Origin of the sequence: Paenibacillus castaneae (assembly GCF_002884445.1) — a bacterium.
Taxonomy (GTDB): Bacteria; Bacillota; Bacilli; order Paenibacillales; family Paenibacillaceae; genus Pristimantibacillus; species Pristimantibacillus castaneae.
In genome coordinates, this window is the sequence record NZ_KZ614144.1 from 3,664,006 (window position 1) to 3,681,192 (window position 17,187).

General features: G+C 43.6%; 21 protein-coding genes. All 21 read right to left on the bottom strand.

What is annotated here, in order from left to right:
• Positions 1-13: 13 nt before the first annotated feature.
• Positions 14-613 (bottom strand): flagellar biosynthetic protein FliO, encoded by a 600-nt coding sequence (locus tag CEF13_RS16625; RefSeq protein ID WP_166742720.1) that lies wholly within the window; start codon positions 611-613, stop codon positions 14-16.
• A gap of 57 nt (positions 614-670) precedes the next feature.
• On the bottom strand, positions 671-1,033 hold the full coding sequence (locus CEF13_RS16630; RefSeq protein WP_102712148.1) for a response regulator: 363 nt from the start codon (positions 1,031-1,033) through the stop codon (positions 671-673).
• A 21-nt stretch (positions 1,034-1,054) separates the two neighbouring features.
• On the bottom strand, positions 1,055-2,305 hold the full coding sequence (gene fliY / locus CEF13_RS16635; protein ID WP_102712149.1) for a flagellar motor switch phosphatase FliY: 1,251 nt from the start codon (positions 2,303-2,305) through the stop codon (positions 1,055-1,057).
• Positions 2,295-3,296 carry a flagellar motor switch protein FliM gene (fliM, locus tag CEF13_RS16640; protein ID WP_102712150.1) on the bottom strand — a complete coding sequence of 334 codons (1,002 nt, stop codon included), beginning with the start codon at positions 3,294-3,296 and terminating at the stop codon, positions 2,295-2,297. Before fliM ends, fliY begins: the two co-directional genes overlap by 11 nt.
• Positions 3,297-3,329: 33 nt before the next feature.
• On the bottom strand, positions 3,330-3,794 hold the full coding sequence (locus tag CEF13_RS16645; RefSeq protein ID WP_102712151.1) for a flagellar basal body-associated FliL family protein: 465 nt from the start codon (positions 3,792-3,794) through the stop codon (positions 3,330-3,332).
• A gap of 2 nt (positions 3,795-3,796) precedes the next feature.
• Positions 3,797-4,018: a flagellar FlbD family protein gene (locus CEF13_RS16650; protein WP_102712152.1), complete on the bottom strand. Its 222-nt coding sequence runs from the start codon at positions 4,016-4,018 to the stop codon at positions 3,797-3,799.
• A 57-nt stretch (positions 4,019-4,075) separates the two neighbouring features.
• Positions 4,076-4,894 carry a flagellar basal body rod protein FlgG gene (flgG, locus tag CEF13_RS16655; protein ID WP_102712154.1) on the bottom strand — a complete coding sequence of 273 codons (819 nt, stop codon included), beginning with the start codon at positions 4,892-4,894 and terminating at the stop codon, positions 4,076-4,078.
• A gap of 112 nt (positions 4,895-5,006) precedes the next feature.
• Complete coding sequence (locus CEF13_RS16660) at positions 5,007-5,384, bottom strand: TIGR02530 family flagellar biosynthesis protein (protein ID WP_102712156.1); 378 nt, start codon at positions 5,382-5,384, stop codon at positions 5,007-5,009.
• On the bottom strand, positions 5,384-5,911 hold the full coding sequence (locus CEF13_RS16665) for a flagellar hook capping FlgD N-terminal domain-containing protein (protein ID WP_102712158.1): 528 nt from the start codon (positions 5,909-5,911) through the stop codon (positions 5,384-5,386). Before CEF13_RS16665 ends, CEF13_RS16660 begins: the two co-directional genes overlap by 1 nt.
• Positions 5,912-5,943: 32 nt before the next feature.
• The gene (locus tag CEF13_RS16670; RefSeq protein WP_243864360.1) at positions 5,944-7,311 is read right to left on the bottom strand and encodes a flagellar hook-length control protein FliK; all 1,368 of its coding nucleotides are present in this window, start codon (positions 7,309-7,311) and stop codon (positions 5,944-5,946) included.
• Positions 7,312-7,352: 41 nt separating this feature from the next.
• Positions 7,353-8,258, bottom strand: a complete 906-nt coding sequence (locus CEF13_RS16675) for a MotE family protein (RefSeq protein WP_102712162.1) — start codon at positions 8,256-8,258, stop codon at positions 7,353-7,355.
• 37 nt (positions 8,259-8,295) lie between these two features.
• Positions 8,296-8,742: a flagellar export protein FliJ gene (fliJ, locus tag CEF13_RS16680; protein ID WP_102712164.1), complete on the bottom strand. Its 447-nt coding sequence runs from the start codon at positions 8,740-8,742 to the stop codon at positions 8,296-8,298.
• An 8-nt stretch (positions 8,743-8,750) separates the two neighbouring features.
• Positions 8,751-10,076 carry a flagellar protein export ATPase FliI gene (gene fliI / locus CEF13_RS16685; RefSeq protein WP_102712166.1) on the bottom strand — a complete coding sequence of 442 codons (1,326 nt, stop codon included), beginning with the start codon at positions 10,074-10,076 and terminating at the stop codon, positions 8,751-8,753.
• Positions 10,063-10,902: a FliH/SctL family protein gene (locus CEF13_RS16690; protein WP_102712168.1), complete on the bottom strand. Its 840-nt coding sequence runs from the start codon at positions 10,900-10,902 to the stop codon at positions 10,063-10,065. The genes fliI and CEF13_RS16690 overlap by 14 nt, the downstream gene beginning before the upstream one ends.
• Positions 10,895-11,896 (bottom strand): flagellar motor switch protein FliG, encoded by a 1,002-nt coding sequence (gene fliG / locus CEF13_RS16695; RefSeq protein WP_208414376.1) that lies wholly within the window; start codon positions 11,894-11,896, stop codon positions 10,895-10,897. The genes CEF13_RS16690 and fliG overlap by 8 nt, the downstream gene beginning before the upstream one ends.
• 23 nt (positions 11,897-11,919) lie before the next feature.
• Positions 11,920-13,491 carry a flagellar basal-body MS-ring/collar protein FliF gene (gene fliF, locus CEF13_RS16700; RefSeq protein WP_102712170.1) on the bottom strand — a complete coding sequence of 524 codons (1,572 nt, stop codon included), beginning with the start codon at positions 13,489-13,491 and terminating at the stop codon, positions 11,920-11,922.
• Between the two features lie 43 nt (positions 13,492-13,534).
• On the bottom strand, positions 13,535-13,840 hold the full coding sequence (fliE, locus tag CEF13_RS16705) for a flagellar hook-basal body complex protein FliE (protein ID WP_102712172.1): 306 nt from the start codon (positions 13,838-13,840) through the stop codon (positions 13,535-13,537).
• A 39-nt stretch (positions 13,841-13,879) separates the two neighbouring features.
• Positions 13,880-14,329 (bottom strand): flagellar basal body rod protein FlgC, encoded by a 450-nt coding sequence (flgC, locus tag CEF13_RS16710; protein ID WP_102712174.1) that lies wholly within the window; start codon positions 14,327-14,329, stop codon positions 13,880-13,882.
• Between the two features lie 2 nt (positions 14,330-14,331).
• The gene (flgB, locus tag CEF13_RS16715) at positions 14,332-14,748 is read right to left on the bottom strand and encodes a flagellar basal body rod protein FlgB (RefSeq protein ID WP_102712176.1); all 417 of its coding nucleotides are present in this window, start codon (positions 14,746-14,748) and stop codon (positions 14,332-14,334) included.
• Between the two features lie 234 nt (positions 14,749-14,982).
• Positions 14,983-15,753 (bottom strand): GTP-sensing pleiotropic transcriptional regulator CodY, encoded by a 771-nt coding sequence (gene codY / locus CEF13_RS16720; RefSeq protein WP_102712178.1) that lies wholly within the window; start codon positions 15,751-15,753, stop codon positions 14,983-14,985.
• Between the two features lie 27 nt (positions 15,754-15,780).
• A complete protein-coding gene (gene hslU / locus CEF13_RS16725) occupies positions 15,781-17,181 on the bottom strand; it encodes an ATP-dependent protease ATPase subunit HslU (RefSeq protein ID WP_102712180.1) in 1,401 nt (466 codons plus the stop codon).
• Positions 17,182-17,187 lie beyond the last annotated feature (6 nt).

Here is a 17,187-nt window from a genome sequence, read left to right on the forward strand (position 1 = left end):
TGATATCCACCACTTATTTTTCATCATCCATCAACCGTTCATTTGTTTTAGAGTCATGCAGTAACGATTCTAATTGTTGTTTGCGGCCTGCTTGCTGATTTAGCTTATCCTGCAGCATGTCCTGGAAGCTCGATGTTTGGTTCCACTGTTCGTTTGAAGGTTCAGGACCTGCTTGTTCATTTCGGTTGGTCACTTTCTTCACTAGCAGAGAAAGTACATTTTGCGGCCAAACCGATTCTGGCTGTCTCTCAAGTGCTGAGATGACCGCAAGAGCTGTCTCAGGATCATCTAGCTTATCTATTAGAGTTATGCTCTCGCCTACTCCCACAATATAAACACGACCAGCAATTTCAATGACTTGCAATGAATTATTTTGTCCAAGCGCAATGCCGCCTAGTGAACGAAGAGAACGATTCGCTCCCCATGAGCGGTTGCGCTGCGACAACCATTTAATGACTAGCACGATTAAAAAAATAACGATAGCAAGGGAGATGATGACCCAAACTAAGCTCCCCGCAATATTTTTTGAGTTTGTAAAAACCATTTGCTCATCACTGTTTGCGCTGCTGCCGTCAATTGCAGCAGCAGCTGCAAAACTCGGCCATATCGCCATCCCAAGAGCAGACACCATTGAAATGCGAGATTGTATGTTAAACATAATGTCTAACCGTTATCCCAATGTTTTTTTGATCGCTTCAATTACGCGATCTGCTTGAAATGGTTTAACGATAAAGTCCTTTGCGCCTGCTTGAATCGCATCAATGACCATTGCTTGCTGACCCATTGCTGAACACATAATTACTTTAGCATTTGCGTCTACTTTTTTGATTTCTTTAAGTGCTGAAATCCCATCCATCTCAGGCATTGTAATATCCATTGTTGTTAAATCCGGTTTTAATTCCTTATACTTCTCAACCGCCTGAGCCCCGTCTTGAGCCTCACCGACGACTTCGTAGCCGTTCTTTGATAAAATGTCTCGAATCATCATGCGCATGAAAGCTGCGTCGTCTACGATCAGAATGCGGTTTGCCATCTTTTTTTTCCTCCTAGAATACTATTGTAATTTTTGAATGCGGTCCCATTGGCTTACGATATCCGTCACACGAACACCAAAGTTTTCATCAATGACAACAACCTCGCCTTTAGCGATCAATTTGTTGTTCACCAATATGTCTACAGGCTCGCCGGCTAGCTTGTCCAGCTCAATAATCGAACCTTGCGACAGCTCCAAAATATCCTTTATTTGCTTTTGGGTCCTTCCTAATTCTACCGTGACCTTAAGCGGTATGTCGAGCAGTAAATTGAGGTTTGTTTCATCCGGCTGAATATATGGCGCATTTCCGAAATTTGCAAATTGTACAGGCTGCACATTTACGTTGCGACTAGCTGTCTGGCCGTATGTATTTGGTCCAGGCGGATGCATCGGAATATCATAGCCAGCAGCAGGAGTTTGGTACTGCATTGGCGGCACTTGCTGCATTGGCGGAGCCATATATGCGGGCTGTGGAGCAGCGTGCATATGAGCTGCTGCTGCAGTTTCCTGCATCGCTGCTGCTTGTTGTGCTGCTGGAGCAGGCGGCGCCGTTACAGCTGGCTGCTCTGGTTGTTCCTCTACAACTCCCATTAAGATGTCTACCATTTGCTTTGCAAATGGTACCGGAAGCAGCTGCAGAATCGTCGAATCAATCAGATCGCCAATTTTTAAACGGAAGGATATTTTGATAAACAGATCAACTGGAGGCAAATGGTCTAATCCATCTCCATTGCTTACGTCCAAAATATCGATTCCTGGCGGTGAAATATTAACAAAACGATTAAATATTGTTGACATTGAAGTGGCTGAAGAGCCCATCATTTGGTTCATGGCTTCTTGAACAGCGCTAATATGAATTTCATTCAACTCTTCAAGAACGACATCACCATCACCGCCAAGCATTAAATCGGCAATGATCTGTGCATCCTTGGTTTTGATGACTAGCGAATTTATACCTTGGAAGCCATCCACATACTGCACGCTAACAGCTACATGCGGCTTAGGAAAAACATCACCCAGCTCATCTTTTCGAACCAAAGTCACCTGCGGTGTAGTAATATCGACTTTTTTGCCTAGCAGCGTGGAAAGTGCAGTAGCAGCGCTGCCAAACGTAATATTTCCAATCTCACCGAGCGCATCCTGCTCCATGTCAGACAAGAAATCGGACAACTGAGAATCCCCTGCGGCTGATTGGTCCGGCTCCGGATCATTAGAGGATTGACGAAGCAACGCATCAATTTCCTCTTGTGATAAATAGTCCTTACTCGTCATTATCTTCTTCCACTCCTTCGCTCACAATTTCATCCACTTGTACGGCTAATCGATCCTTAACGGAGCCAGGACTGCCTATGAATTTCAGCTTGTCTCCAACTTTAATTTTCAGGCCGTCATCAACAGATTTATTTAATGAAATAACATCCCCTACATTCAAGCCTAGAAACTCTTTAATTGTAATACTAGATTCGCCGAGCTCGGCTACAATTGGAAGCTTTGCTTTATTAACTCGCTGCTCCAATATTTCCACTTCTTCTGGCGCGCGCGCTTTCTTCTGCGAAACAAACCAATGATGAACGGATAACCTAGACATAATAGGTTCAATAACAACATGAGGAATACATAAATTAATCATGCCTGTTGTATCGCCAATTTTGGTGCTGAACGAGATGAGTGCAATCGTCTCATTGGGCGAAACGATTTGCATAAACTGCGGATTCGTTTCCAATGCTTCAAGTCTTGGAGAAATATCGATTATCGTTTTCCACGCCTCTTGCAAGCTCTCAAATGTACGACTGAATATGCGCTCCATAATAATCGTTTCAATCTCTGTCAGGTTAATGATTTTTGAAGGTGCGATTCCTTGTCCACCCAGCATTCTATCCAGCATGGCATAGGCAACGTTAGGATTCACTTCCATCACCATACGGCCTTCAAGCGGCTCAGCTTCAAAAATGTTTAGGATTGTCATTTTGGGAATGGAACGAATAAATTCGTCATAAGGCAATTGCTCGACATCCACGACCGTAATCTGTACAAATGTGCGAAGCTGCGCTGAGAAATAGGTTGTCAAATAACGCGCAAAACTTTCATGAATCCTTGTCAGACTTCGAATATGATCCTTCGAAAACCGCACAGCGCGTTTGAAATTATACACACTGACTTTACGTGTCGTCTCTTCCTTCTTTAAATCCTCTGCGTCCATTTCGCCAGAGTCCAACGCTGCAAGAAGCGCATCAATTTCATTTTGTGATAAAACATCAACCACATATCTCACCTCCTTCGAGGAATGTCGGCGTATTTATATTTGTGTAATCATAAAATTCGTGATTTCGACTTTAACTAATTTCCCCTTAGGGACAATAGGATTTATTAAGTTCAAAAGCTTAGACTTAAGTGCATCTTCACCTTGAGAACCATTAAGCTCTTCAGCTGTCATATCCGCTATTGTTCTATTAATAATCGGTCTTACTTCAATATCAATAATTTTATCAAATTCTTCTTTTGCCTTCTTGCTGTCTAGCTGGAAAGCAAAGCTGAGTACAACGAAATATTCAGGGTCTTTCAAGTTTCTTCTAAAATCTTTTAATTCGGATGTTACTTTCACACGCTCATCGGCAGATAATACTTTGACTTCGATTGTCTTAGTCTCTGTAGCTGTCTCCATGGGATCGGTGAAAAACGATTTAAACAGTATGATGGATACGATAGCAATTAATGTAATAGCTAATAATATGGTAATTAGCCATGGAATCATCTTCTTCATCTCTAGGGACCCTCCGTTATCTCACTCTTTTGGGCCGCCGCAATGAGGCCAATTGTACGAAGATACTGCTGATTGAGCAATAACAGATCTGCTGTCTTTTCCTTAACAACCAGCTTGTTGCCTGTCGTCAGCGTAATAATGGTATCAGCAGCCTCCTCAAACATTTCAATAAGAAGAGCATTAATTGTGACTTTCGTTCCGTTCAAACGCGTTACGGTAATCATCAGTTACCCCCCTCACATCTAGGGGAGGCTAGACGCCCCCCGCTGATTATGACTTACCTATCTTTTTAAATTAACAACCTCTTGCAATATTTCATCAGAAGTCGTAATGATCCGAGAATTCGCCTGGAAGCCGCGTTGAGCGACGATCATTTCGGTAAACTCAGCAGTCAGATCCACGTTTGACATTTCTAGTTGACCAGCAATAATAGCTCCGGTACCTAATTCAGGATCCCCTGCAAATGTCAAAAAGTCTTCAATAGACGCATCAGGGTTAGCATTCGCAGTAACACGGTACATATTTCCGCCTAGCTTCTCTAATCCACTCGGATTAACAACCTTAGCTACACCAATTTGACCGACTTGCTCTGTGCCATCCGCAGTAACGCCTAGTATCATTCCATCTTGTCCGATGGAGAAAGCCGTTATCGCCTCATCCAGCGTAATCGTTTCACCCTCTGACGTTAATACAAAGTAACCATCTGATGTAACGAGCTGCCTATTCGCATCCAGCGTGAAGTTTCCTGCACGAGTAAGTAGCATCTCTGAATCATCACTTGCTCTTACGACAAAAAATCCATCTCCATCGATACGAAGGTCAGTCGCTTGGTTTGTAGTCATTGCGCTGCCTGCAGTATGAACCGTATCAATTGATCCAATGGAAACGCCGAGGCCGATTTGCTTCGCATTTACGCCGCCTCGTACGCCCTCCTCTGGTGCTGTAACGCCTGCAACCGTCTGACTGAGGATATCTTTAAACATAACGCGGCCTGATTTGAAACCTACAGTGTTGACATTCGCTATGTTGTTACCAATCACGTCAAGCTTCGTTTGAAAGCCGCGCATACCAGAAACACCTGAATACATCGATCTTAGCATGGTTTGATATTCCTCCTAATTGTTGAATCTATAATAAGCCTGCAAAAGGATAATGATTATTTCGAGCTGCTTCAATCGGTCCACAGCTCAAGGCTTCCTTGTAGGTCCAGCCTTACGATAAAATAATCGCACTATCAATTTGTGTAAATAAATTGCTTCTCATCTGTCCGCCATCCATTGCCGTTACGACCGTGCGGCTTGGTACATTCACAATCATTGCGATATCTCGAAATACGATTAAAGAGTCTGTAGCACCCTTGGATGCAGCTTCTTCTACCGCGTTCATTATTTTTGTTAAAGATTCCGGCTGTAAGTTAATGCCACGCTGCTGCATACGAACTTCAGCATGATGACTAAACTTGAGCACTTTAGCATCAAGCATATCTCGAAACTCAGTCGATTGAGGTGAACGATTAGCTGCTGATTTATTGGACGGTAACGGTGTAGGTTTAACCGGAAACAAATGGCCGATCTTTACACTGTCACTCACTATATTTCAGCTCCCTCCGCAGCATTAGAAGAATTAGACGAATTGTTTGCCGAGTCGGCATCGTCATCAGACTCTTTAGCTGTGTTTGTGTCTCCATTTGTTTCCGAGATGGATACTACATAGTCAAGTGCTACCTCTGCACCCCCTACGGAAGCGTAAAGAATGCCCTCCTTCGAAAGAATGGAATCAACAACACCTTTTTCTATCACTACATTGCCTGAAGAATCATACTGATTCCACTCTATTGTTTTTCCGATCAAACTGGATGCGGAACCAATATTTTGACGCAATAAGGAAAGCTCTGTCGCCATATTCATGAGCTGCTCAACTGAAGTGAACTGCGCCATCTGAGCGATGAAATCTTTGTCCTGCATGGGCTGCATGGGATCTTGGTTACGCAGTTGTGTTACTAGAATACTTAAAAACTGATCTTTACCGAGTGTATCCGTTTTTTTGCTAGCAGCTGCTTGAACATTTGCAGTGCTGTAATTGGGCCAAACTGCACGAGTAGAAATGTTATTTGCCATTTCTGGTCACCTCCGTTCTTTCATTCGGGTCATCATGCCTTAACATTGATTCCCCTGCCGAATCCTAGTCCTTGGACTGCTGCCTGCGCCGCTAGGTCCGTTTCAAACGAAGAGTCGATTGAAGCATCATCGGCATTAACGAATTGACGGCCTGCTGCGTGCTGCTGACTGCTGCCTTGCCCTTGCTGCTGCTGTGATAGCTGCGGTGCAGACTGCCCTTGTGATACCTCGAGCTTGTCAACTGAAAGGCCTTGTGCTTGCAGCGCTGCTCTAAGCTGTGCCATCTGATTATCCAGCATATCTTTGGCCATAGCTGTATCGGTTTGGAATATCGCCGTTAATAAGCCGTTTTGCATCGTAATGCGAACGTCAACTTGTCCCAGATGCTCAGGAAACAGCATGAGCTTTGCCTCTGAAACACCATTCAGTGTCGATACATCAAATTTTTGCACAATTAAGCCCGACATGGATTCAGCAAATTCATCTGCCATAACAAATGACGTTATACCCGGATTTGCGCTTGTAACAAGTGGCGTTAAATTCCGCATAGCTTCAGCGTTGTTATTTCCCAACTGGAAAGGGACAACCATTTCATGCTCGGTGCTTGCGCTTTCTGATCCTAAGTCGAGCTGATTACCTCCAGTTGAAGAAATTTGAAAAGCAGAATGAACCGTTTGCTGTGAAAGGCGCTGCAATAAACTACTTACCTCAGCTTGAGGAGCAGCTTGTTGGTTGAACAGTTGTTGTGCAGCAGTCGATTTCGTTTCTGTTTTCACTGTATCCACCGAATCTGCTTGCAAAATCGCTGTTAACGCCTGTAATTGCTGAGAGACAAGCAAGGTTGGCTCTTGCTGCTGCACATGCTTTATGTTTCCTTGTTGAAGCAGTACTTGCAGCTGAATCAGTGAATTTTGCAAATTGCTTTTCACATTTGCAAGTGCTGCAGCCTCCCCCTCATTTGCTGCATTGCCTTCATCGATCGAAGGTTTAACGAGCATTTGTTGGATGACAGGTACAGGCAGACCAAGAAGCGCTAGCAAAGCAGTCATTTGATCTAATGCCGACTCTAATTGCTGCTGCTGTTGATCATCTTCAGCCTTCAAGTCGCCTTCCTTCACTGCAATTGTGTCTAATTGTTCAATTAGACCGTCAATCATAGACATTAGTTCTGACATTGTAGATTTAACCGTTTTGCCATCCATTGCAACAGTCGCTTCCTGCTTATTGATGTTAGCTACAATAATGGCTGGTGTCGATTTCCCAGAAGCCGCTGAAGCATCGCCATTAATCTGTTGAACTAATGTTTGTTGAAAAGCTGCGTTTGTCGCGCCTTTGGAACCTTGACCAGCAGCAGATGATTGCGTTGCGGGTTGAGCTGGTGCCACTTGCGGTATAATCATTTCCAATGTTTTCACCTCCCTTCTCTATTTCGTTCCTCGTGTTAATTACCTGATATCAGCTTCGATACGATTTGAGCCGTTGTTTTCTCATTAATGGCTGACATTTTTGCAATAATATCAGAACGCTTCTTGTCATCTACAGCATTAAGAATACGCAGCACTTTGCTTGGACTAACGTCTACCATTTTGATCAGCAGATCGGCTGCGCTTTTTGCATCCATCGCTGTAAAGGTAGCACTAAGCTGGTTTTGGTCCAGAACCGATGTGACTGGTTTTGTTTCCGCCGTTTTCTGAGCATTCACTCTCGCTTGAAGGGCAGCAATTTGCAAATCCTTAGCAGTAACATTGTCCTTCAATCTCATGGCTGCATCAGCTGCTGTTTTGGGATTCATCTTCTCCATAATACGGACTCGATCATCCGGACGCATATTGGCGAACACAAGCACCATTTCCTCAATTGACATGCTTTGCAAAATAGGAGCCGCTTTACTTGGCGTTATTTTGGCAAACATACTGGAAAGCTCCCCAATTTTCGCTTGATATTGCTCGTCCTCAAGCAAAGCCTCTTCATTCATCGATTTAAGCTGTGAATTATCACCCTGCAAATCTTTAACTTCTCGCTCAAGTGCTGTCTTCGTTTGGTTGGCTGCTGCGAGCTCACTTTCAATAGAAGAAAGCTTTGCTTGAAGATCTGCAATTTTAGCCGACATATTTGTTGTTTTCAAATCACTATCATTAAGCGTGCCGCTATCCAGCTTAGGTGCGGGAAGCACGTTCTTCAAAAAAGGAACTGAGTTTCCAGCTTCAAGCATCTTGTTGCGAAAGTCATTATCAACCAGGGTATACAGCACACCAAGCAATACAATTGCAAATAGAATCGGCGTCATCATAAACATCAAACGTTCCAATGTGCTGTAGCTTTGCTTTTCATTGTCTGAACTCGCCAATTCCACTCACTCCTTCTAGCCGGCATTACACGTCAGTTTATGGGGTTGACATCATGTAACGAACGCTTGCCAATTCATCCAATTCATTCTGCTCTTTAATTTGCTGGGCATATTGGAACCGTTCGCGCGCATGATCTTTTGCTTTAAGCCAAACTTTCTCATCCTTCATCTTTCCAGAGAGAATAAGCCTGCCTTTCTCAACCGCCTTTTGAGCATGCAACACATCATTCAATTTCCTTGTAATACAGGTTTCAATATAATCCAAGTACTGCTGGATAACTTGAAGTTCAGAGAGGGAAACAGCAGTCTGAGATGACATATGAAGCTTCTCTTCCCACTCTTGCTGTTTCGATCGCAGCTCCTCAAGCGATAGCTCCTCCGCAGCAAGCGCACCGATAGCTGATGAAAGCATCCATTCTGCTTGCGTCTTTTCACTAGACTTTAAATCAACAACCTTCTGAAAGGAATATCGAAATGCGGCCATTTATCGGTTCAACTCCTGTAGAAATTGGTAATTAAACGTTCTTGCGCTTCTTCTAAACTGACCTTTTCATTTGTCTTTTGCTTCGTGTAGCTCTGAATAGGCTCAATAAATTGAAGCGCCATATCAATTTCTTCATTAGAACCTCTTTGGTACGCCCCAATATTAATCAAGTCTTCCGAATCTTTATAAACAGCGAGCAATTTTTTTAATTCATTAGCGGCATCCTGCTGCTCCTCGGTTACAATTTCTTTCATGACGCGGCTAACCGAGGCTAGCACATCAATTGCAGGAAAATGACCTTTATGCGCTAACTGCCTGCTAAGCACAATATGTCCATCCAGAATGCCGCGGACAGCATCGGCAATGGGCTCATTCATATCATCGCCATCTACCAGCACCGTATAAAAAGCAGTTATGGAGCCTGTTGGCCCTGTTCCTGCACGTTCCAGAAGTTTCGGCAAAGCTGCGAATACAGAAGGCGTATACCCGCGGGTTGCAGGAGGTTCGCCAATAGCAAGCCCAACTTCTCGCAAAGCCATTGCATAACGCGTAACGGAATCCATCATAAGCATTACGTTCAAGCCGCGGTCTCGAAAGTATTCCGCTATCGATGTAGCAATCAGTGCGCCTTTCATACGAATGAGGGCCGGCTGGTCAGAGGTAGCAACGATAACAACAGACCTTGCTAGTCCTTCTGGTCCAAGATCCTTCTCAATGAATTCAAGCACTTCCCGTCCGCGTTCGCCGATTAGAGCAATTACATTGACATCAGCGGAAGTATTTCGGGCAATCATACCGAGCAGTGTGCTTTTGCCTACACCGGAACCAGCAAATATACCAACACGTTGACCGCGGCCAACCGTAAGTAGTCCGTCTATCGCTCTTACCCCTATTCCAAGAGGCTCAACGACTCTTGGCCGTTTTAAGGGATTACTAGGTTCATTATGTGTAGAGTAATGCGGCATCCTAGTTGGCAGGAATGAACCATCTAAAGGGTTGCCCAGGCCATCTAGCACTTTGCCTAAAAGTTCAGATCCAACTTGTACAGTTAACGGTTTGCCTGTACCTACCACATCGCAGCCAGGGCTTATAGCATGAAGATCGCCTAATGGCATCAAAATAACTTTGTTGTCTCGGAATCCTACAACTTCGGCTTTAATCGGCTTGGCGCCTTTCGATGGATAGATGAAGCATACGTCACCGATACTGGCATCTGGACCTTCGGATTCAACGGTAAGTCCAATAACCTGTGTCACCTTGCCGTTGACTCGCACAGGATCAAGTGGCTGCAAATGCTCAATATATTTCAGCACATCCAAATTATTCAGCAGCATCGGCTTGTCCCCGCTCTTCACCGCTGTGATGAGCTAGATGAATTAATTCTCGTTTAATCTCCGCTAGCTGTGTGTCAATTCGAGCATCGATACTGCCAAATGATGAACGGATAACACAACCGTTATCTTTAACGGTAGAATCCGGTAAAATTTGCAGCTCGGCCTGTGAGTCAATTGCAAAGTGAAGTTCTTCTCTAGCCGCTTGTACAAATGCTAGCTGACCAGGTGCAACACAAAGGGTGATGACCCCTTGCTCTCTTCTTCTTGCTAATGACTTCCGAATCAGCTCGATGGACATTTCTGGTGCTAATGTAAGCTGCTGTCCGATAATTTTTTCTGCTATTGCACAGCTTAGTTCGACCAGAAAAGGTTCGGCTTCTTTAATAATTTGTTCTCGCATTTGGTAAGCTGTATTCAGAACTTCTGAAGCTTCCGACAGCTTTTGCTCCCAAAGCTCTCTCAATTCTTTCTCCGATTGAGCAGCACCTTCTGAATAGCCAAGTTCATAGCCTTCTTGTCTAGAGAGCTCTGCGGCAGTTTCGTCCTCCGTTCGTTTCTGCAGCCACCATACATCAATCTGCTGCTGCGCTTCGGTTAGAAGCTGTTCGCGCTCATCGGCTGCTTCGCGAATTTGTTCTTCTGCAAGAAGCTGTGCATCATTCAAAATTTGGTCGCGCAATGAGAGGGTCTCTTCATCAGGAGTTTCTTCAACTTCCTCATGCTCGTTTGACTCTTCCATAAATTGAGAATTGTGCTGATGCAGCCATTGCAATTGTTTGAGCTGATCAATAGAAATCACACTCGAAGATTTTATCAAATTAGACAATGATATCGTCTCCTCCGCCGCGCGCGATGATGATTTCGCCAGACTCTTCTAATCGGCGAATAGTAGCAACAATGCGCGTTTGAGCTTCTTCTACATCGCGAAGCCGCACAGGACCCATAAACTCCATTTCTTCCTTGAATGTGTCGGCCATACGCTTCGACATATTGCGGAAAATAGCTTCTCGAACCTCTTCGCTTGCAACTTTGAGAGCAAGCTGAAGATCAGCATTATCAATATCGCGAATAATACGCTGTATAGAACGATTGTCGATATTGACAATATCCTCGAATACGAACATCCGTTTTTTGATTTCCTCTGCAAGTTCTGGATCCTGAATTTCGAGCGCGTCCAGAATTGTACGTTCTGTACCACGATCGACCCCATTAAGAATTTGTACGATGGAATCAATACCGCCGGCATTTGTGTAATCCTGTGTAACGGTTGCAGACAACTTCTGCTCAAGTATGCGTTCTACCTGAGAAATGACTTCAGGAGACGTACTATCCATCAAAGCTATTCTTCTTGCTACATCCGCCTGCTTCTCTTGTGGAAGCGAGGATAGGATATGCGAGGATTGCTCGGATTGCAAATAAGACAGTACCAACGCGATTGTTTGTGAATTCTCGTTCTGGATAAAGTTCAAAATTTGTGTCGGCTCTGCTTTTCTAGCAAAGTCGAAAGGTCTGACCTGCAAAGTCGCAGTTAAACGATTAATGACCTCAAGCGCTTTTTGTTCACCCAGCGCTTTCTCCAAAATGTCTTTCGCATAAGAGATACCGCCTTGCGTAATATACTCCTGTGCCATGCAAATTTGATGGAATTCACTCAATATCGTTTCGCGGTCTAGACTATCAACTTTTCGAACATTGGCAATTTCCAATGTCAATTGTTCAATCTCTTCCTCGCGTAAATGTTTGAAAATTTGTGCTGATACTTCAGGTCCAAGCGTGATAAGCAATATAGCCGCTTTCTGCCGTCCTGACAAACCTTGCATTGATTTTGACAATTGAACCACCTCTATTCATCCACAAGCCATGTGCGAAGAAGATTAACGAACTCATCTGGTTTGCGCTTGGCGAGTGTTTCAAGATTTTTACGGGCTTGACTGTCATTATTGACACTTTCCAAATCAAGCGTTGGATATTCGACATTTGCGGGTGCCGCAAGTTCAATCTCTTCCTCTTCGACTTTTTTGCGTCTGCGAACGAGCATTACGATAAGTCCGCCGATTAGTGCAAGCGCTGCAATGCCAATACCGATGATCCATGGCATAGAAAGTCCTGCAGTTTGGCTTGTTGATGCATGGCTTGAGAATGGTCTTGCAATAAGTGAAACCTTTTTGCTCATTAGCACGTCATCATTTACATCTTGACCAGAATCTGCAAGCTGAGCTCTTACAAGTGTTGTTAAATAACTCATAATCATTGCTTTGCTCGCATCATCATTCATTTCTGACTGCTCTATTCCGATACTAATAGAGAGATCCTTCAGTACGTATGGACCTGAAATAATATTGTTATTGATCCGGCTTACCTCATAGTTCCGAATCTGAGAGCTTGTTTCAGATGAATTGCCATCTGTAGAAGCTGCTTCGTATCCAGGGACATCGGTTTCACCTGTGCCTGCAATGCCGCCTACGGCTCCAGTACTGCCTGTCGATGTACTGCTGTTATTTTCTTCGCTTATAATAATTCCGTTATTATTATTGTTATCTAAAGGCTTAACCAGCATTTCTTGAGATTGCTTCTTATCGAAGTTCATGCTGCTGGAGATTTGAATAACGAGCTTATCAGCACCGACAATCGGTCCTAGAAATTGCTGAATATTTTTCTTTAATTCCGCTTCATACTTGCGTTGAATTTGGAATTGCGACTCAACAGCATCTGTATTGCCCGCTATACCGCCATTTGCTTCTGAATAAGCAAGCACTTCTTGAGGACTAGAAATGGTAATATCTTTTAGAGCTAATTTAGGTACGGCAGTTTTCACTAAATTATAATATCCATCTATTTCCTTTTGGCTTGGACGATACCCTGCTTTGAACTCCAGCATGATGGAAGCAGATGCCTGCTCCGCATCCTCAGCTGAGAGGAACACGCTTTTCTCAGGCAGACTTACTAGCACCTTTGAACGCTCTACCCCTTGCATCGCGTTCAATAATTGCTGTATTTCACCGTTCAATGCATTCAAATATTTAACATTGAACTCATTCTCAGTCGTGCCGAAAGAGGCTGAGCCCGAGTTGAAGGCTTCAAAGCCTATCGACCCATTTTGCACTAGCCCTTGAGAGCCAACGTCTACTTTTATTCGTGATGCATCTTTACTAGGAACTGAAATGATTTTCCCGTTTTTGCTGAGTTCATAAGGAATTCCACTGCTATCCAAATAGGTCATTATGGCTGCAGCATCGGTTGAATCCAAATTTTGAAAAGCAATTTCGTATTCTGTTCTCGTAAATACGATCGTTAGAAGAATAATCGTTAACAACAGACCACTAATTGATGCCCCCAGCCATATTTTTTGTTTTCTGCCCATCTGGCCCCAAAACTGCTTGAGCCTTTCTTGATATTGGGCGATTCTCTCGTTCACATTGTCACCTCACCCAAATACTTATGCTAGTTCAAACGTTGGATTAAATTTGCATCCGCATAATTTCTTGATAAGCTTCTACCATTTTGTTGCGGACTTGTGAGGTAAGCTGCAAACTCAGCTGTGCTTGTTCTGAGGCAATTAGTACCTTAGTAACATCAACTTGTCCTACTAAATATTTATCGTTCAGCTTGTGAACATTTTGCTCTTGAGCACTTACGTTCTCAATAGCTGTTTGTAAGTATTGACCAAATGATTGTGTAAGTTCTGCCGGAGTCGCCTGTTGAACTTGCTTCGATTCCATCAGCTTGGTCTGACCAATCTGACCGAGCGAGATCGATTGTATCATTATTTACCCTCCAATACTTGTAAAATAACAATTTGTTATTTATTTTCCGATTTCCAGTGCTTTAACAAACATTGATTTCGTTGCATTTAGAGCGGTTACGTTAGCTTCATATGAACGCGTTGCCGCGATCATATCAACCATTTCCTTCATTACATCCACATTGGGCATATTCACATATCCATTTGAATCAGCATCGGGATGTGTAGGATTATATACAAGCTTATTTGGTGATTGATCTTCTTTAATTTTCGTTACTTTAACTCCTTGTGCAGGAGATTGGCTTCCCAGCTGTTTCGAAAGTACACTTGAAAACGACTGCTGCAAAGGCTCCACAACGACCATTTTCCTCTTATATGGCTGAAATTGTCCGTTTACGAAGCTGCCGCGAGTTGTTTCAGCGTTTGCTATATTGGATGATATAACATCCATTCTTAACCGTTGCGCAGTTAAAGCAGAAGCGCTGATATCAAATCCCGTTGATAATTTCATCTTTAGCTTCTCCCTTCAATTGCTGTACGCATCATCTTTACATCATGATTAATTTGTTGGACATAAAGGTTATAGCTTAACTGGTTTTTGGCCAACAACGACATCTCGCGGTCGATATCAACATTATTTTCATTATTATTCATCGAAGTTGTTTCAGACGTTACAAGTTTGGGTATCGGTAATGGGGAAGTACTGCCTCCGATTGCAATATGCTTTTGATTGGTTCTCTTTCCAATTACTTTCCCGCTCTGAGCATTACCCATTGATTGCTCCAATAACTCCTCGAATAGTACCTCTGACCGTTTGAAATGCGGCGTATCACCGTTAGCTATATTGTTAGAAATGACCCGTTGGCGCATTTCTGCAGCCTGAAGCGCGCCTTCCATTCTTCCAAATGCGGCGCTATTCAACAAATTCACGTAGTTTCACCACTTTCACATAGGGAATCGTCCATTTTCATATTCGTTCATCAATACGTATTCAACAGATTATCGCTCATTCCTGCTTCGTTCGACAGTAAAAATTAAAAAAATGAGAGTATCTGTCGTTTTTTGCCGACATGATAATATTCAACAATTTCCTAATTTATTACAATGAGAAAAAAGCCCTATCTTTTGTAAAAGATAGGGCTAACAAGGACTAAAGTCCTGTATTCATGATTTGTTTTTTTCAAGTTCCTGCAGGAGCTGGTGGTTAAGGATTTTAATGTAAGTTCCTTTCATCCCTAACGATCTCGTTTCAATTACGCCAGCACTTTCTAATTTACGAAGCGCATTTACAATAACGGAACGGGTAATACCTACTCGATCTGCAATTTTGGATGCAACAAGCAATCCTTCCTTGCCGTCAAGCTCTTCGAATATGTGCTCCACTGCTTCCAGCTCACTGAATGATAAAGAACCAACCGCAACGGAGACAACCGCTCTGCTCCGTACTTCTTGTTCAATTTCTTCTGTGCGCTCACGCAAAATTTCCATTCCGACTATTGTAGAACCATACTCTGCAAGAATGAGATCATCATCGTCAAACGTGCCTGACAGTCGAGTGAGGACCAATGTACCCAACCGGTCTCCACCACCAATAATCGGCACCACCGTCATAATTTCTTGATCGCCAAGTCTCGGGAACGTCTCGTAAATTCCCGAATCGGGCTTTACATTAGTCATCGATTCTTGCATATCAAGAAACCTAGTATTGCTTTCCTGCGGGAAACGCAGCTCATCAACTGATAGCGAACGAATAAAATCATGATCGTAAGCATCAACCGCAGCGCAGCCGAGTATTTTCCCTCTCCGACTTACGACAAAAGCGTTTGTTTGAATCGTCGTACAAAGCACCTCTGCCATTTCTCTGAAACTGAGAGCCTTACCGGCAGCTCGCTGAAGCAGCCGATTCAGCGTTCTCGTTTTTGTTAATAAAGTCATTTAATTGCCTCCCAAAACTCATAACAACTACAGTATATATTGACTCAAATCACGATTTTGTGCAATGGTGCTTAGTTTTTCTCTTACGTATTCAGGCGTAATGACCATTTTCTCAAGGGACAACTCAGGAGCTTCGAATGACAGATCCTCAAGCAGCTTCTCCAGAATCGTATGAAGTCTGCGAGCGCCAATATTTTCTGTATTGCGATTAACATCTGCAGCAATCGATGCTAATTCCCGAATGGCCTCATCCGAGAACTCAATCTGAATGCCTTCCGTTCCCAGCAATGCCGAGTATTGCTTCGTCAACGCATTTTTGGGCTCCTTTAATATGCTTACAAAGTCATCCAATGTGAGACTTGTCAGCTCTACACGAATTGGGAAACGACCTTGAAGCTCTGGAATTAAGTCGGATGGTTTGGCAACGTGAAAAGCTCCTGCGGCAATAAACAGAACATAGTCCGTTTTCACAGGTCCGTATTTCGTCATAACAGTTGAGCCTTCAACGATTGGCAAAATGTCACGTTGAACGCCTTCTCTTGACACATCAGGGCCTGTGCCTCTTGATGGGCTTGCAATTTTATCAATTTCATCGATGAAAATAATGCCTGATTGCTCCGCGCGAATAATAGATTCTGAAATCACATCATCCATATCTATTAGTTTGTTCGCTTCCTCCAAGGTCAACACTTTACGTGCTTCTTTTACAGGCAGCTTGCGTTTCTTTGGTTTCTTCGGCATGAGCTGGCCGAAGAGCTCCTGCATATTCATGCCCATCCCTTCGGGCCCCTGGCCAGAAAGCATATCCATCATATTCGGCGATGTGTCTTCAACCTCGATTTCAATCAATTCATTCTCGAGCTTGCCTGCAGCCAGCTGCTCTTTTATTTGCGAGCGCTTCTGAACATTGGCTTGATCCACTTCCGCCGCTTCGTCAGTTTCTTCCGATTGCTGTTGATTGCCAAATAGCATCTCAAACGGATTTTTAGTCGATTTTGCTTTCACTGCCGAAGGCGCAAGCAGCGATACAATTCGATCATTCGCCAGCTTCTCAGCCCGATCTTTTACTTTTTCGGTTTTTTCTGTTTTCACCATGCGAATGGCTGTTTCAATCAAATCTCTCACCATCGATTCAACATCGCGTCCGACATAACCTACTTCGGTGAATTTCGTTGCTTCAAGCTTTACGAAAGGCGCTTTCACAAGCTTTGCCAAACGACGGGCTATCTCGGTCTTGCCTACACCGGTTGGTCCAATCATCAAAATATTTTTCGGAACGATTTCATCGCGAAGTGTATCATCAAGCAAACTTCTGCGGTAACGATTGCGGAGTGCTATTGCTACGGAACGCTTCGCTGATTTCTGACCAACAATATATTTATCAAGCTCCGCTACGATCTGACGCGGCGTAAGTGCATCATTTCCCATTATAAA

Excerpts from the sequence above, each read along its gene's own strand:
- flgG (WP_102712154.1), bottom strand. The coding sequence starts at position 4,894 with ATGCTAAGATCGATGTATTCAGGTGTTTCTGGTATGCGCGGCTTTCAA.
- CEF13_RS16625 (WP_166742720.1), bottom strand. The coding sequence starts at position 613 with ATGGCGATATGGCCGAGTTTTGCAGCTGCTGCTGCAATTGACGGCAGC.
- CEF13_RS16630 (WP_102712148.1), bottom strand. The coding sequence starts at position 1,033 with ATGGCAAACCGCATTCTGATCGTAGACGACGCAGCTTTCATGCGCATG.
- CEF13_RS16670 (WP_243864360.1), bottom strand. The coding sequence starts at position 7,311 with ATGATTATACCGCAAGTGGCACCAGCTCAACCCGCAACGCAATCATCT.
- hslU (WP_102712180.1), bottom strand. The coding sequence starts at position 17,181 with ATGGGAAATGATGCACTTACGCCGCGTCAGATCGTAGCGGAGCTTGAT.
- flgC (WP_102712174.1), bottom strand. The coding sequence starts at position 14,329 with ATGAAATTATCAACGGGATTTGATATCAGCGCTTCTGCTTTAACTGCG.
- fliY (WP_102712149.1), bottom strand. The coding sequence starts at position 2,305 with ATGACGAGTAAGGACTATTTATCACAAGAGGAAATTGATGCGTTGCTT.
- codY (WP_102712178.1), bottom strand. The coding sequence starts at position 15,753 with ATGACTTTATTAACAAAAACGAGAACGCTGAATCGGCTGCTTCAGCGA.
- CEF13_RS16645 (WP_102712151.1), bottom strand. The coding sequence starts at position 3,794 with ATGAAGAAGATGATTCCATGGCTAATTACCATATTATTAGCTATTACA.
- CEF13_RS16650 (WP_102712152.1), bottom strand. The coding sequence starts at position 4,018 with ATGATTACCGTAACGCGTTTGAACGGAACGAAAGTCACAATTAATGCT.
- fliE (WP_102712172.1), bottom strand. The coding sequence starts at position 13,840 with ATGATACAATCGATCTCGCTCGGTCAGATTGGTCAGACCAAGCTGATG.
- fliJ (WP_102712164.1), bottom strand. The coding sequence starts at position 8,742 with ATGGCCGCATTTCGATATTCCTTTCAGAAGGTTGTTGATTTAAAGTCT.
- fliI (WP_102712166.1), bottom strand. The coding sequence starts at position 10,076 with ATGCTGCTGAATAATTTGGATGTGCTGAAATATATTGAGCATTTGCAG.
- CEF13_RS16665 (WP_102712158.1), bottom strand. The coding sequence starts at position 5,911 with ATGGCAAATAACATTTCTACTCGTGCAGTTTGGCCCAATTACAGCACT.
- fliG (WP_208414376.1), bottom strand. The coding sequence starts at position 11,896 with ATGCAAGGTTTGTCAGGACGGCAGAAAGCGGCTATATTGCTTATCACG.